Raw genomic sequence first — 13,323 nt, forward strand, 5'->3', positions numbered from 1 at the left:
GCGACAAGAATAAGAAAGGAGAGGTTATGGTACATCCGATTTGGGATAGCTTTCCCCAGGTTCAGGCTGGCCTGGCAGAGGTTAAGCAACTGATGCTTGATGAGCTAAAAGGTTTGCCCAAACCGATGGCTGACCAGGTCGCCTTAGCCATTCAGGCTCCAGGTAAGTACCTGCGATCTGGTCTCTGCCTCTTGCTGGCTCAGGAGCGGCAAGGCAAATGTTCCACTGGTCACTATTATCTGGCGGCAGCCCTGGAGTATTTTCATCTGGCGACCCTTTTTCACGATGATGTCATTGACGGGGCTGATCAGAGGAGGGGCCTGCCAGCCCTGCATCAGGTGACCTCTAACCGCCTAGCCATCTACATAGGGGATTACCTGTTGGCACGGGCAGGTCAACTGGCAGCCCGAGGTAGTCAGGCTCTGGGGATTGAGCAGGCCCCATCTGGTCTGAAAACCCAGGCTATCGAGGGGGTCTTGGCTGGTGAAATCCGCCAGCTCCTCAATCACCACAATCTGCAAATGACCCTCAAAGACTACCTCAAGCAAATCCAAGGTAAAACTGCTCTGCTATTTGCCCTAGCCTGTCAAGCAGGGGTTCTGGAAGCGACCAGCTCCCCAAGAGACCATCACCTAGCCTTTCAGGCGGGGCGGGCCTTGGGCATGGCCTTCCAGTTAGCAGACGACCTTTTGGACTACGAGCAGGCCCTGAGCCAGTCTGGTAAGCCCCAGTTCCAGGATGTGCAAAACGGCATTTACACAGCTCCCCTGCTCTTTGCCTTGAACGACCAGCCAGCCCTGGCAGAGTGGTTGGCTCAGCGGCAGGGTCAGGCTTGGTCAGAGGTAGAGTTGACAGATTTGTTAGAACAGCTTGAACAGTCCCAGGCCCTAGCCAAGACCAGGCAGCTCAAACAGGCTTATCTGGCCAAGGCCAAGCAGGCCTTTGAGCGGTTGGGCTTATCTCAAGTTGTTCTGGAGCATTTGATAAAAAACATTTGACAGCCCTATCATCATATGGTAGACTAACAAAGTATCAAAAAAAGAAAAGGAAATTCCTATGTCTAAAAAATGGTTTTTGAACAGTGCCCTTGTTTTGGCTACTAGCTTGACGCTGGTTGCTTGTGGTGCTAAAAAAGAAGAAGCTGCTCCAGCAGCTAGCTCATCTGTTGCCGCTTCAAGCTCTTCAGAAGCAACTTCAGGTGCAACAGCTACTAAGTTGGTAGACGGCACTTACATGGCTGAAGGTGCGGAGTACGATGAGCGTGGTTGGAAAATCAGCCACACCATCGTTGTTAAAGATGGCATGGTTGTTGAGTCTAAGTTTGACTACGTTAACGCTGAAGGCAAACTCAAAGGTGAAGACGAGGCTTACAACACTTCAATGAAGGAAAAAGCAGGTGTTTCTCACGCAGAAGCCATCGAGAAACTCAACGCTGGTGTTGTTGCTAAACCAGGCTTTGATAACATCGAAGTGGTTTCAGGTGCAACTCACACGTCTGAGGCTTTCAAAGCATCTATGATGGAACTGATCAAAGCTGCTAAAGAAGGCAAAACTGAGACAATCGTCTTGAAATAAGCTACTTGTTAAGCCCTCATTTGGGGGCTTTTCGCATACAGATAGAAAGGTTATCATGAAACGATTGCTTTTAGTGCTGGCCCTGGCCCTCCTGGTTCTGGTGGGTTGTCAGCCCAAGACGGACCAGGGGCTGGCGGTCAGCAAAACACCTCTGACACGGACCGAGTCCCTGATTCACACCGTCGTTACCCTCAGCATTTACCACGATGGCCAGGAGGCGGTCATGGAGGAGGCTTTGGCGGAAATAGCAGAGCTGGAAAACCTGCTTTCGACCAATCTGGAGACCTCGGACATCTATAAGATTAACCAGGCCGCTGGAAAAGAGGCGGTCAAGGTTGACCCGAGAACCTTCAGCCTTCTTGAGGCAGCGCTTGAGGCCTCTGAGATTAGCCAAGGAAGATTTGATGTCTCTATTGGGGCTGTCAGTCAGCTCTGGCGAATCGGCTCACCAGAGGCTCGCAAACCGTCTGATGAAGAAATCGCTGAGGCTCTGACCCATATCGACTATCAGAAGATTGAGCTGGACAAGGCCAAACAGACGGTCAAGGTGCCAGCTGGCATGGTGCTGGAGATGGGAGCCATTTCCAAGGGCTTTATCGCTGACCAGATTAAGAAACTCTTTGCCGAGAAGGGCATCACGACAGCTGTCATCAACCTGGGTGGTAACGTGGTGGTTATGGGCAGCTCGCCTAACAATGCAGACGGCTGGAAGGTCGGGGTCCAGGACCCTGACGAAATCCGTGGGGCAACGGTGGGAAGTGTTCCTCAGAAAGACAGCTCCATTGTGACCTCTGGTATTTACGAACGCTACCTGGAAGTGGATGGTGTCCGTTACCACCACATCCTCAACCCTGAGACGGGCTATCCGATTGACAACAGCATCTCTGGCGTCACCGTCTTTACCAAGTCCTCCACCCAGGCCGACGCCCTGTCCACCAGCCTCTTTGTCATGGGGCTGGAAGAAGGACTGGCCTACATCAACCAACTAGAAGGGGTCGAAGCGGTCTTTATTGACAAGGACCGCGGGGTTCATGTCAGCGATGGGCTCAAAGACCGTTTTGAATTAAGCAACGAGGAGTATCACCTTGCCAACTAAGACCAAATTGACCCTACCGATTTTTTTAGAATTTGTGGAACTCAAGACCAAGGTGGCCAGCGTCTTTCCGCTGGTGGCTGGTCTTCTCTGGTACCGTTACTGGTATGGCCAGCTGGATGTGGTCAACACGGTTTTGTTCAGTTTAGCCGTTCTGGCCTTTGACCTGACCACCACAGCCATCAACAATACCATGGACTACAAGAAGGCTCTGGATGCGGCCTATAAGGCTGAGGACAATGTCATCGGCCGCCACCAGCTGGACTACGGGCAAATGGTGAGAATCATCTTTGCCCTCTTGGGGTTGGCGACAGCCCTGTCTCTGGTCTTGGTCTGGCGGACGGACTGGTTGCTTTTGCCCATGGGTATGGTTTGTTTCTTGATTGGGATTTTCTACACCTTTGGTCCCATGCCCCTGTCCCGCCTGCCTCTGGGCGAGGTCTTTTCTGGGGTGACCATGGGCTTTGGCATTTTCTTTCTGGCCAACTACATCCAGTTTCCGACCTACTTTGTCAAGAGCGGCTGGGTGGAGGGTTACCTGAGTATGGAAGTCCATGTCTGGCCACTGGCTGAGCTAGCCTTAATCAGCCTGCCTCTGGTGGCTCTGATCGCTAACATCATGCTGGCCAACAACATCTGCGACTACGAGCAGGATTTGCGAAATGCCCGTTACACCCTGGTTCACTACCTGACCCCAGCCTGGTCGGTCAAACTCTATCAAGCCTTATCAGCCCTGCCCTGGGTGAGTTTGGGTCTGGCTGTCCTACTGGGCCTGCTGCCCTGGTGGAGCCTGGTCATCTGCTCGGCCATTCCCCTCCACCTGAAAAGTGTCAAGCGATTTAGCAGCAAGCAGGTCAAGCGGGAGACCTTTATCGAGAGCATTAAGAGTTTTGTGCTCTGGAGCGGGCTTTATGTCCTGGTCCTGCTGGTCGCTGGTTTCCTTAGGTAAAGAAAAAGCCCTGCTTGGGGCTTTTTTGCTATCGCGGTAAGATCAGTTCGTCTGGGCTGTCGGTGAGGAATTATTGAGACTGTCAGCTCCTAGTCCAACTTTCTCCCTTAATCTTGACCCTAGTGATTTGGCTAACTGGCTAAGAGAAGGGGGAGGGAGATGGTAATCGTCAGGCCTGGCTGGTCAGGTCTAAAGTCTGTTCTTCCTTTGTGAAGGGCAATGATTTGCTTGGTGATTACGACTCCCATGCCGTGTGCGCTGTAATTACTGGTCTTGGTAGCTAGTGTAGCAACCATTTCTGGGGAAATGCTGCCTCTGTCAGCTAGGGTCAGGACGGCTTGGTCTCTTTCTTTGCTTAGCCTAACGGTGATTGGGACATCAGGGCGATTGTGGGTGATGCTGTTGAGCAGGCAGTTGTCAATGGCTCGAGACAGGAGGACTGGGTGGGCAAGGACGAGAATGCTCTGAGCAGGCAGGTCAATCGCTAGCTGGGTTCCTTCGTGGTGGTTGAGAAAGTCGGCTAGCGTTTGCCGCACCAAGGCGGTCACATCGATTGTTTGAAACTCAGTTTGGATTTCTTGACTTTGTAGGCGATAGACCAGGTTGAGGTTGTCAATGATGGTCTCCATGCGGTGGATGGACTGGGTCAGTTGCTGGGTGTGTTTACTTATGCCGTATCCCTGCTCCAGCTGGTCGGCGTAGCCCAAGGCTAGGGTCAGAGGCGTTCGCAAGTCATGGGTCACCCCTCTTATCCAATGACTTTGCATGTCCTTGGTTGCCTGGAGGAGCTGGGAGGTTTGGTTGATGGCGGTCTTGATTTCAGAGAGGTTGCCTCGTTCATCCAAAAGAACAGGCTGGTCCTGAGACAAATTGTGCAGGGCTTGGGTGATGGGGGAGATTTCTCGGAGCAGCTTGAGGCGGCTTTTCCAATAGATGATAAAGTAGGTCACCAGCAGCACCACGACAATCCCTAGTAAGAGGTAGAAGAGTTTATCGAAAGCACTAATGAGGATTGTACCGCCAATGCGTGTGTAACTATCTTTGGAATAGCCCAAGACGACAATCTGGTCGTCCAGTAGGTAGGTAAAGACAGGATAGTCCTCCAAGTACCAACGACTAAAACTGGCAATGTCAGCTCGTGAATAGGTTTTGTTTAGTTGCTCAGGCAGGCGGTAGTTTTGGCTAATGTTTCCATTTTCATTTAAGACCATGAGCCAGATGTCTTTTTCGTCTAGCTCTTTTTTTATGTCCTTGTCAAGAATGACTGCATCATCGACAATCAGGCGGTCATAGAGTTGGGAAGGATAGCTATTGCTGGTGAGATTATCCTGAAAAAGGTAGAAAAAACCACCAATAAAGAGGCTCAAAGCCAGCAATCCCAGCCCTAAAACGGTCACAAAATAGCGTAGTAGGGTTTTGGAAAAATAGTGAAGGGTTGTCATATCAGTTTACTTTCAGTTGGTAACCGAGCCCCTTAACGGTCAGGAGGTGACGAGGGCTAGAAGGAGTGGCTTCGATTTTCTGGCGGATTTTGCGGATGTGAGCCATGAGAGTATTTTCATAGCCTTGGTAATTGACACCCCAGACTTGTGTCAGAATTTGCTCGAATGTCAGGATTTTATTGGCATGGTCAGCTAGGAGTTTGAGGAGGCTATATTCCTTGGCAGTCAAGGGGATTTCCTGGCCAGTTTTAAGCACCAGAGCTCGCTCAAAGTCAATCTGGCTGGCAGAGAGCTGAAGGGTCTGGGGCGTTTCGGGGTAGGTTCGCCGTAAGATGGAGAGGAGACGCAGTTCCAATTCCTTGGGGCGGAAGGGTTTGACCAGGTAGTCATCTGCTCCCAGCTCAAAGCCTTGGTATTGTTTTTCAATGTCGGAAATAGCTGACAAAAAGAGTACAGGAAGCTGAGAAGTCGCACGGATATGGCGGAGGATATCAAAGCCGGATCCGTCTGGTAGCATGATGTCCAGCACAGCCAAGTCTACTTTTTCCGTATCTAGCAAGTCCAGGGCTTGAGATTGACCAGTCGCTGTCAAGAGCTTGGAAAATCCAGCGATGGTCAGGCTATCCACAATCATCTCTAAAATCTCTGGGGTGTCTTCTACGATGAGAAGGTTTTTGTCTTTTAAGTTCATCTGGCGCTCCTTTCAAGATAAGTATAGCACAGCCAGCAAGTCTGCGGCAGCTATTTTCCAAAAATTAAGGCAAAAGTAAGGAAGGCATCATGGAGAGGTAAGGTGGTAGCGCTATACTGGGGGTATTAAGAAGATGGAGGTGCTCAGATGACAGCAATGATTGAACTCAAAGGCGTGACCAAATGCTTTGGCCAGCAGGTGGCTGTTGACTTGGACAAATTGCAGATTGAAAAAGGGGAGATTTACGGCTTGATTGGCCCCAATGGAGCGGGAAAATCGACTATTATGAAGATGGTTTGTGGGCTTTCGACTCCAAGCAAGGGGGAGATTTGCATCAATGGCACTGCGATGAATGAGAAAAATCGGACGGCTATTGTTGGCCAGATTGGTTCCTTGATTGAGGAACCTGCTTACTATGATAACTTGACAGGACTTGAGAACTTGCAGATTGTTCAGACCCTCAAGGGCTTGTCCGATCAAGATGTGGCAGAAGCACTAGCCATTGTCCGCCTGAGCGACCATCAGAAAAAGCTAGTCAAGCACTATTCGTTGGGGATGAAGCAGCGGTTGGGCATTGCCATGGCCATTATGGGTCGGCCTGATGTGGTCATCTTGGATGAGCCGACCAATGGACTGGATCCGCAGGCACGGGAAGAGATTCGCCGCTTGATTCGGAGTTTGCCAGAGCGGTTTCAGACCACGGTCATGATTTCCTCTCATGCCTTGGATGAGATTGAAAAAATGGTGACCCAGATTGGGATTATTGGCAAGGGCAAGGTGCTCTACCAGGGAACGGTGGAGCAGTTCAAGCACCGTCACGCTAGCCAAATCTTGCTACGGACATCCGACGATGCCTTGGCACAGACCGTCTTGTCCGCTTATCCGTCTGAACGGACGGCAGATGGTCTGCTCTTGCCCTATGCGGCAGATGAAGAGGTGGGGAGTTGGGTACAGGTGCTGGGCAGTCAAGGTGTTTCTTTGTACCGCATCAGCGATCGCAGCAAGTCGCTGGAAGAGCTCTTTATTGCCTTTACAGAAAGCACACAGTTGTAGGAGGTGGGTATGAAATTGTATCAGATTGAGCGGCGGAAGTACCGCAGGCAGGGCCTGGGGATTTTGCTGGCAGTTTTTATCGGTTTGCAGGTTCTAATTGCAGGTGTTCAGCTCTTTCAAAAGGGCGGTCTATCCGTTAGCGATAGTGTCCGTGTCTTGCGTGTCTTTGATGGTTTGGCAGTCTTTAGTGTGATTCTGTTGCCGATTTTTCTGGCTAGTCTAGTCAGTATCAGTGTGCAGCTGGAAAATCGCCACCAGATGTGGAAGGTCTTGCAGGCGACAGGCGTGTCTTTTCCAGCTATTTTTTGTCGGAAAATCATCTATGTTTTTGGGCGTTACCTACTAGCACAGCTGGTGACATGGGGGATAGTGCTTGGAATGGTCTGCCTGTCTGGTCTGGGGCAAGCCTTGGACTGGGGGCGCCTGGCTTGGTATGGAGGCAGTTTTCTAGTTGTGTCGCTGGCCATTGTGGAGCTGCATTTTTACCTGTCTCTGAGGGTGGCCAATCAACTGATTTCCCTAGCCGTGGCCCTTTTGGGGTCCTTGGTGAGTGTGATTCTGGTCTTTCTGCCCTTCCCGCTCATGTGGGCCATCCCTTATGCTTGGTACGGCTACCTCATGAGCTTGCTTCCCGAAAAAATGGGTGATAGTTTTACCTTCCAAATCCGTGAGGTGAACTGGCTGGCGTTGGGACTAGGGCTTTTCCTAGCGATTTTCCTACATCTTATCAATCAAGGTCAGAAAGCGAGGAACTAAGATGCTATTTTTGAAGATGGAAATCCTGAAAATTCGCAGGTCCAGGCTCTGGCTGCCCCTCTTGGTCTTGCCTGTCTTGGCCATTCTCTTTGGTACGGGCAATTATCTGGGCAATCGTGAGGTCTTGCAACGGGAGTGGCTCAGCCTCTTTACCCAAGTGTACTTGTTCTACAGCATGCTCTTTTTTCCAACCTTGGTCGGCCTCTTGGTGGCCTTTGTCTGGCATAATGAACACAAGAAAAATGCCCTCAAACTCATGCTGGTCTCTCGCTACTCGCCGCTGGCGATGGTAATGACCAAGACTGGTCTGGTCTTTGGTCTGGTGATGGTGGCACAGTTGTTTTTGTTGCTGCTCTATGGTCTGGTAGGAGCATTCTTGCACTTTGAGATGGACTTCCCCTGGGTCTTGTGTGCCTATACGCTGGCGGGGACTCTCTTTATCCTGCCCCTCATCGCTATCCAGTCCTACCTCTCCTTGCGGGTCAAATCCTTTGCCTTACCTGTTGCCTGTGCCATGGGGCTAGGTCTGATTGGATTTTTTGTATCGGCTCAAAGCCACATTCCTGAGCTGGCAAATGTCTTTGCTTTTTCCAAAATCACCCTAGTCTTGAACAACCTAGATAGCCTGATGATTGATTTGGCTGTGGGCGAATGCCTAAAAATGAGCGGCTGGTCGTTTCTTGTCACCGTTGGTTTTTCCCTGCTGCAACTCTACTATTTTGAAAAAATGAGACGCTGAAGACCACGTGTCGCAATGACCAGGGCAACAGGACTAGTGCCTTTCGGTGAACATTTCGGAAGTAGATTTTTAGACAAAAAAGCCCTGCTTGGGGCTTTTTATATTGGTAAAATCAGTTCTTCTTGACTGGCTTGGCCTTGGATTTCGATCAGGAATTGGTGGGGCAGACAGACCAGGACTTGGCCAGCCTGGCTAATCCAGCCGGTACGGACGGCAATTTGGTCAGGACTGTTATCTTCCTTGACCCGGATACGGGAACCGTCGATTTCCACAATGTTGTACTGACCAGGATTGGGGTGGTAGGTGATGGTCTGCTTGGAGCCGTCAGTAGTCAGTTCGAACTGGTCAATGACCTCCCCTTTGATTTTAACCACAGCAACCAGACTGGCTGGCTGGGGTTGCTGGGCCCGCCAGACGGTATAAAACCAGGGCGACAGGCTGATGAGCAGGGTCAGACCAATCAAGAGGTAGTCGTAAGGCTTGAAATGTTTTAGAATGGTTTTCATGTTTCTATTGTACCAAAAAATGAGGCAAAGGTCACGGGGCTATGCACCTAAGGTTTCTGTTAATGGGACAAGTTTTGTTAGACAGTTGACATCAGATTGTAAAGAAATAGAAGCTTAACTTCAGCTTTTTTTAAGCCTTCCTTGCATAGGAAAGCCTTTTTATCTATAATGATTACTAGTTAGTGTTATTTGGTTTGTATTTATTGACAGGAAAGAAGGGTATTTGATACGATGTAGGGGTATTATTTTAGAAAGGTTTTTCAGTTATGAAAAAAATTATTTCAATCGTTGTTGGGGTTTTGGCCCTCCTTGCTGCCGTGATTAACGGCTACCTCCTCTTCTTCAAGTCGGATAAGGCGACTGAAACAGCGGCACCAGCCTCTTCAGCACCTAGTCAAGCGATTAGTTCATCAGAGGCAGTGGCTTCAAGCAGCGAAACTGCCACTAGCTCGTCAGAAGTAGTAGCCGAAGCAGGTCAATACACTGATGGTACTTATACTGGTGTCGTGACCTCTACTAACCGTGGTGATTATCAAGTACAGGTGACCATTGCTGAAGGTAAGATGGCCGATATTCAAGTTATCCTCTTCCCAGACGGTAACGAGATGTCTCAGCAAATCAACGGCACCAACCTGCCAATCTACACGGCAGAGGCTTTGGAAAAACAGTCAGCTGAGGTCAGCCAGATTTCTGGTGCCAGCGAGGCCTTCAAAGGCTTTACAGGCTCTCTTCAAGATGCCCTTAACCAAGCTAAAGGTTAATGGTTAAAGTTATCTATCAAACGGTGGTGGCCATGACCATGCCCTTCACCCTCAGCCTGGCTGTGACCGATGAGGTTGCAGGCCAGGCTTTGTTGCAGAAACTGGCAGGAGCTGTCCTAGCAGACCTCAAGGCCATCGAAGACAAGTTTTCAGCCTTTCGGCCTGATTCTCTGGTTTCCCGGTATCGGGCAGGCGAAAAGGCGGTCATGTTGGACAGGGATTTCCAAGAAGTTTACGTTCGTAGTCTGGCTGCCCAGGAGGAGACAGCTGGTGGTTTTGACCCTTATTTTGACGGGTCCTATAACCCAACTGGTCTGGTCAAGGGTTGGGCTATCGAGAGGGTCTTTAACCGCCACCTCAAGCCTGTATTAGCTTATGGCTATGTGGAGGCAGTTTGTCTCAATGGTGCTGGGGATATGCAACTGGCGACGTCACCAGTTAGTGACTTTATCTGGCAGGTTGGGGTTGAAGGGGCTACTAATCCTCAGGAACTGGTGACCCGCCTATCTTTGAAAGATGGGGCCGTGGCCACCTCTGGTTACAGCAAGAAGGGCAATCACATTGTAGGCGCAAGCTCTGACCTTACTCAGGTGACTGTGGTTGCTCTGTCTCTGACTGAGGCTGACCTTTGGGCGACAGCCCTATTGGCTCTGCCAGAAGAAGACGCTCGGGCTCAAATCGCCCAACACAAGCTCAGTGGCCTCTACCAGACGGCGACTGGGACGATTTATTTTCAACATGGAGGATTTCAAAATGTTTAAGACAACACAACTTAGTCGGCTGCTTGTCTGGCTAGTAGGGGCGGTTCTTTTGCCCCTGCCTTTGGTGGCGACTTACCTAATCGGTTTAACAGGTGTTCAATCTGGTTCAAAATTGGGTGTCGTGTATGGGATTGTGGCCTATGTTTGGCTCATGCTGGCACTTTATCTCAGCACTAAGCCAAAATGGGTCAAAACCTTGGTCGGCTTACCTTTTGCCAGTCGCATGAGCCATATCCTGAGTGGGGTTTCTCTGCTTTTTACTGGTTTTCACAAGGAATTGAGCCCGGCCTTTGGCTTGGTCGAGCTGACAGGTCAAGTGGCTCTGATGGTCTTGATCAGTGCTGGTCTTTACTGGGCGGTCTTTTCTGGCTCTGGTCTGAGCAAGTATTTGCCTAGTCTGTCTAAACTCACTATGTCGGCTGGTTTTAATCGAAGTTTAGTTAACTTTGTTCAAGGTCTGCTGGCGGTTTCAACTGGTTTGGTCTTTGTCCACACTCTTGTTTTGCCGTCTCTGCGTAGTAACCTGATTTTCCTGGCCACTTTCTTGGTTTTTAGCCTGCCGATTTTTGTGGCCTACGCCAAGAGCAAGCTTTCGCAACCTGCTCAAGAAGTGGCGACAGAAGACCTGATTCTGACAGAACAAGCCTAATCCTATTGGAGGTTATCATGTTAAAAACCCATAAATTTAGTGTGATTGTTGCTTGGCTGGTGGCGGTATTTCTCCTGCCCCTGCCCTTTCTATATACCTACATCAATGGCATTCAGCCTGGATTTGGCAGCCAGAAGTTAGGGGTTTCCTACGGGATTATCGCCTACGTTTGGATGCTCTTGGCCATCTACATTGGTACACGCCCTCGCTGGATTGACCGCTACATCGGCCTGCCTGCGGCCTACATGCTGCATGGTATCCTGAGTTTGGTGGCGATTGTCTTTTCCTTTTTCCATAAAAATATGAACCCGTCCTTCGGACTGGTTCAACAAACTGGCAACATTGCCTTTATGATTTTTCTGAGTTTGGGGCTTTACTCTACTGTTTTCATGGCAGGCTGGTTGACCAGTCGTGTGCCCGCTCTAGGTAAACTCAAACGCCAGTTGGAAACAGTCTTTAAGCACGAGGTATCGGTTTGGTTGCACCGTCTCAATGTGGTTGCAACGCTCTTGATTTTTGTCCATATCCAGTTGATTGACTACATCCGTGCCAATAAGCCTTTCTTGGCTCTTGTTTACCTGATTAGTATTTTTGTTTTCGGAGCCTATCTCTACAGCAAACTCAAGCCGACAGCTAAGGGTTACACCTCAACATTGATTAGTAACAAGGAAATTGCTCCTAACATTTACGAGTTGAGGATCGCCCTCTCCAGCAAACGTCAGGCCAAGTCTATCCGTCCTGGTGACTTTGTTTTCATCTCTTTCCCAAATGTTAAGGGATTAGCTGAACCACATCCTTTCTCAGCGGTCAACAACCCGGCAGATGACAAGAATGAGCTGGTCTTGGCCATCCGTGGTGATGGTGACTTTACAAGAGGCCTACAAGCTGTCTCTGCTCCTGCGGAAATCTTTGTTACGGGTGGTTACGGCATGTACCAAACGGTTATTGACGACCTGCAACCTGAGTCCATTATCATGGTGACGGGTGGTATTGGGGTAACCCCAATGTTGTCTATCATCGATGGTAATCCAACCATTCCGACCACGGTTTTCCATAGTGCGACTGTTGAGGCCTCCCTTATCTACGGTGATAAATTTGCCCAATGGGAAGCTGAGCGGCCTCATTTCAAAGCCTATCGAACTGTTGGTCTGTTTGACCCGAGCGGCATGGATGCCTATCTGCCTAAGAATAAGACCAAGGTTCTTGTTTTGGTTAGTGGTCCAGGTGTCATGGCCAACTTTGTTATCAAAGAAAGCCTCAAGCGTGGCGTGCCACGCGGCCAGATTTTCTATGAAGAATTTGGATGGTAACCCATTCATATCAACACCTCCGAGAAATGGAGGTGTTTTTCTATCCTTGTCTCCGTAAACAGCTCCGCCATTTCCCAAAAGAAGTAGCTGTTTATAACCGTTCTCATGTTTGCGAAATGGTTTACAAGGAGCTTTCATATCTCGTATAATATAAGTATTAGAAAGAGGTTAAAATGAACAAGATTTTGCGTTATTCCCTTTTGGCGGTGGCAACCCTGAGCCTGGCCGCCTGTGCCCAGACTAGCTCAACAGCGACACCTGCCTCATCGGCGGAGACGGCGGTCCTCAAGAACCAGAATCAGCTGGACCAGATTACCCAGGACTATCGGGCCTTTGTTGAGGGCCAGATGGATCAGCTCCTTGCTGATACGGAAAAATGGGCAGAGCTGCTCAAAGAGGGCAAGCTAGAAGAAGCTAAAGCCCAGTACCCCATCATTCGCATGGCCTATGAGCGGAGCGAGCCAATTGCCGAGAGCTTCGGTGAACTGGACGTTCGGATTGACTTCCGACTGGTGGACTACGTTGACGAGAACCAGACAGAGGAAGGTTGGGCTGGCTTCCACCGCATCGAGTGGATCCTTTGGGAAGACAAGACCACGGTCGGTACAGAAAGTTATGCTGACCAGCTGGTCAAGGACATCAAGGAACTCCGTGCCAAGGTTTCAACGGTTGAGGTGACCCCAGACATGATGACCACAGGTGCCGTTGACCTCCTCAACGAAGTGGCTACCAGCAAGATTACAGGGGAAGAGGAGATTTACTCTCATACCGACCTCTACGATTTCCGAGCCAACATTGAGGGGGCAAAAACCATTTTTGAACTCTTCAAACCGCTCTTGGAAGAAAAGGACAAGGATTTGGTGGCTGAATTGACCAAACGTTTCGCTGAAGTCAATAGCCTTTTAGATAGTCACATGACCGATGAGGTCAACTACAAGTCCTACACCGATTTGACCAAGGACGACACCAAGCTGCTGGCTGAGGCGGTGACCAAATTGGGTGAGCCCCTGTCGCAGATGGGACTTGTTATAGAATAGG

Annotated in this window: 15 protein-coding genes; 12 read left to right on the forward strand and 3 right to left on the reverse strand. The window is 49.9% G+C overall.

What is annotated here, in order from left to right; translation table 11 throughout:
• The first annotated feature begins 26 nt into the window (after window positions 1-26).
• The 4 genes from AC3ARB_RS04935 to AC3ARB_RS04950 are packed head-to-tail and all read left to right on the forward strand — an operon-like array spanning window position 27 to window position 3,617.
• Window positions 27-998 (forward strand): polyprenyl synthetase family protein, encoded by a 972-nt coding sequence (locus AC3ARB_RS04935; RefSeq protein WP_488321439.1) that lies wholly within the window; start codon window positions 27-29, stop codon window positions 996-998.
• A 58-nt stretch (window positions 999-1,056) separates the two neighbouring features.
• A complete protein-coding gene (locus AC3ARB_RS04940) occupies window positions 1,057-1,575 on the forward strand; it encodes an FMN-binding protein (protein WP_488321440.1) in 519 nt (172 codons plus the stop codon).
• Between the two features lie 55 nt (window positions 1,576-1,630).
• Entirely contained in the window at window positions 1,631-2,671 is a 1,041-nt protein-coding gene (locus AC3ARB_RS04945) for an FAD:protein FMN transferase (protein WP_488321441.1), read from the forward strand.
• Window positions 2,661-3,617: a 1,4-dihydroxy-2-naphthoate polyprenyltransferase gene (locus AC3ARB_RS04950; RefSeq protein ID WP_488321442.1), complete on the forward strand. Its 957-nt coding sequence runs from the start codon at window positions 2,661-2,663 to the stop codon at window positions 3,615-3,617. Before AC3ARB_RS04945 ends, AC3ARB_RS04950 begins: the two co-directional genes overlap by 11 nt.
• Window positions 3,618-3,748: 131 nt before the next feature.
• On the opposite strand, the gene AC3ARB_RS04955 is transcribed toward AC3ARB_RS04950, so the two are convergent.
• Both AC3ARB_RS04955 and AC3ARB_RS04960 read right to left on the reverse strand, forming a co-directional pair.
• On the reverse strand, window positions 3,749-5,059 hold the full coding sequence (locus AC3ARB_RS04955; RefSeq protein ID WP_488321443.1) for a sensor histidine kinase: 1,311 nt from the start codon (window positions 5,057-5,059) through the stop codon (window positions 3,749-3,751).
• A 1-nt stretch (window position 5,060) separates the two neighbouring features.
• Window positions 5,061-5,750, reverse strand: coding sequence for a response regulator transcription factor (locus AC3ARB_RS04960; protein ID WP_488321444.1), 690 nt, complete (start codon window positions 5,748-5,750; stop codon window positions 5,061-5,063).
• 147 nt (window positions 5,751-5,897) lie between these two features.
• On the opposite strand from AC3ARB_RS04960, the gene AC3ARB_RS04965 reads away from it, so the two are divergent.
• The 3 genes from AC3ARB_RS04965 to AC3ARB_RS04975 are packed head-to-tail and all read left to right on the forward strand — an operon-like array spanning window position 5,898 to window position 8,298.
• Window positions 5,898-6,803, forward strand: coding sequence for an ABC transporter ATP-binding protein (locus tag AC3ARB_RS04965; protein WP_488321445.1), 906 nt, complete (start codon window positions 5,898-5,900; stop codon window positions 6,801-6,803).
• Between the two features lie 9 nt (window positions 6,804-6,812).
• Window positions 6,813-7,559 (forward strand): ABC transporter permease, encoded by a 747-nt coding sequence (locus AC3ARB_RS04970; protein WP_488321446.1) that lies wholly within the window; start codon window positions 6,813-6,815, stop codon window positions 7,557-7,559.
• Window position 7,560: 1 nt separating this feature from the next.
• A complete protein-coding gene (locus AC3ARB_RS04975) occupies window positions 7,561-8,298 on the forward strand; it encodes an ABC transporter permease (RefSeq protein ID WP_488321447.1) in 738 nt (245 codons plus the stop codon).
• 98 nt (window positions 8,299-8,396) lie between these two features.
• Here the strand turns inward: AC3ARB_RS04975 and AC3ARB_RS04980 are convergent, their stop codons facing one another.
• Window positions 8,397-8,804 carry a NusG domain II-containing protein gene (locus tag AC3ARB_RS04980; RefSeq protein ID WP_488321448.1) on the reverse strand — a complete coding sequence of 136 codons (408 nt, stop codon included), beginning with the start codon at window positions 8,802-8,804 and terminating at the stop codon, window positions 8,397-8,399.
• Between the two features lie 266 nt (window positions 8,805-9,070).
• Between AC3ARB_RS04980 and AC3ARB_RS04985 the strand changes: the two genes are divergently transcribed.
• The 5 genes from AC3ARB_RS04985 (at window position 9,071) to efeO (ending at window position 13,322) form a co-directional block, all read left to right on the forward strand.
• Window positions 9,071-9,565: an FMN-binding protein gene (locus tag AC3ARB_RS04985; protein ID WP_488321449.1), complete on the forward strand. Its 495-nt coding sequence runs from the start codon at window positions 9,071-9,073 to the stop codon at window positions 9,563-9,565.
• Complete coding sequence (locus tag AC3ARB_RS04990; RefSeq protein WP_488321450.1) at window positions 9,565-10,326, forward strand: FAD:protein FMN transferase; 762 nt, start codon at window positions 9,565-9,567, stop codon at window positions 10,324-10,326. The genes AC3ARB_RS04985 and AC3ARB_RS04990 overlap by 1 nt, the downstream gene beginning before the upstream one ends.
• Entirely contained in the window at window positions 10,319-10,975 is a 657-nt protein-coding gene (locus AC3ARB_RS04995) for a hypothetical protein (protein ID WP_488321451.1), read from the forward strand. The genes AC3ARB_RS04990 and AC3ARB_RS04995 overlap by 8 nt, the downstream gene beginning before the upstream one ends.
• Before the next feature lie 17 nt (window positions 10,976-10,992).
• Complete coding sequence (locus AC3ARB_RS05000; protein ID WP_488321452.1) at window positions 10,993-12,285, forward strand: ferric reductase-like transmembrane domain-containing protein; 1,293 nt, start codon at window positions 10,993-10,995, stop codon at window positions 12,283-12,285.
• A 173-nt stretch (window positions 12,286-12,458) separates the two neighbouring features.
• Window positions 12,459-13,322 (forward strand): iron uptake system protein EfeO, encoded by an 864-nt coding sequence (efeO, locus tag AC3ARB_RS05005; RefSeq protein ID WP_488321453.1) that lies wholly within the window; start codon window positions 12,459-12,461, stop codon window positions 13,320-13,322.
• Window position 13,323: the final 1 nt, after the last annotated feature.

The organism is Streptococcus sp. ZY171113 (assembly GCF_057748235.1).

Coding starts and splice junctions, on each gene's coding strand:
- AC3ARB_RS04935 (WP_488321439.1), top strand. CDS start 27: ATGGTACATCCGATTTGGGATAGCTTTCCCCAGGTTCAGGCTGGCCTG.
- AC3ARB_RS04940 (WP_488321440.1), top strand. CDS start 1,057: ATGTCTAAAAAATGGTTTTTGAACAGTGCCCTTGTTTTGGCTACTAGC.
- AC3ARB_RS04945 (WP_488321441.1), top strand. CDS start 1,631: ATGAAACGATTGCTTTTAGTGCTGGCCCTGGCCCTCCTGGTTCTGGTG.
- AC3ARB_RS04955 (WP_488321443.1), bottom strand. CDS start 5,059: ATGACAACCCTTCACTATTTTTCCAAAACCCTACTACGCTATTTTGTG.
- AC3ARB_RS04960 (WP_488321444.1), bottom strand. CDS start 5,750: ATGAACTTAAAAGACAAAAACCTTCTCATCGTAGAAGACACCCCAGAG.
- AC3ARB_RS04965 (WP_488321445.1), top strand. CDS start 5,898: ATGACAGCAATGATTGAACTCAAAGGCGTGACCAAATGCTTTGGCCAG.
- AC3ARB_RS04970 (WP_488321446.1), top strand. CDS start 6,813: ATGAAATTGTATCAGATTGAGCGGCGGAAGTACCGCAGGCAGGGCCTG.
- AC3ARB_RS04975 (WP_488321447.1), top strand. CDS start 7,561: ATGCTATTTTTGAAGATGGAAATCCTGAAAATTCGCAGGTCCAGGCTC.
- AC3ARB_RS04980 (WP_488321448.1), bottom strand. CDS start 8,804: ATGAAAACCATTCTAAAACATTTCAAGCCTTACGACTACCTCTTGATT.
- AC3ARB_RS04985 (WP_488321449.1), top strand. CDS start 9,071: ATGAAAAAAATTATTTCAATCGTTGTTGGGGTTTTGGCCCTCCTTGCT.
- AC3ARB_RS04990 (WP_488321450.1), top strand. CDS start 9,565: ATGGTTAAAGTTATCTATCAAACGGTGGTGGCCATGACCATGCCCTTC.
- AC3ARB_RS04995 (WP_488321451.1), top strand. CDS start 10,319: ATGTTTAAGACAACACAACTTAGTCGGCTGCTTGTCTGGCTAGTAGGG.
- AC3ARB_RS05000 (WP_488321452.1), top strand. CDS start 10,993: ATGTTAAAAACCCATAAATTTAGTGTGATTGTTGCTTGGCTGGTGGCG.
- efeO (WP_488321453.1), top strand. CDS start 12,459: ATGAACAAGATTTTGCGTTATTCCCTTTTGGCGGTGGCAACCCTGAGC.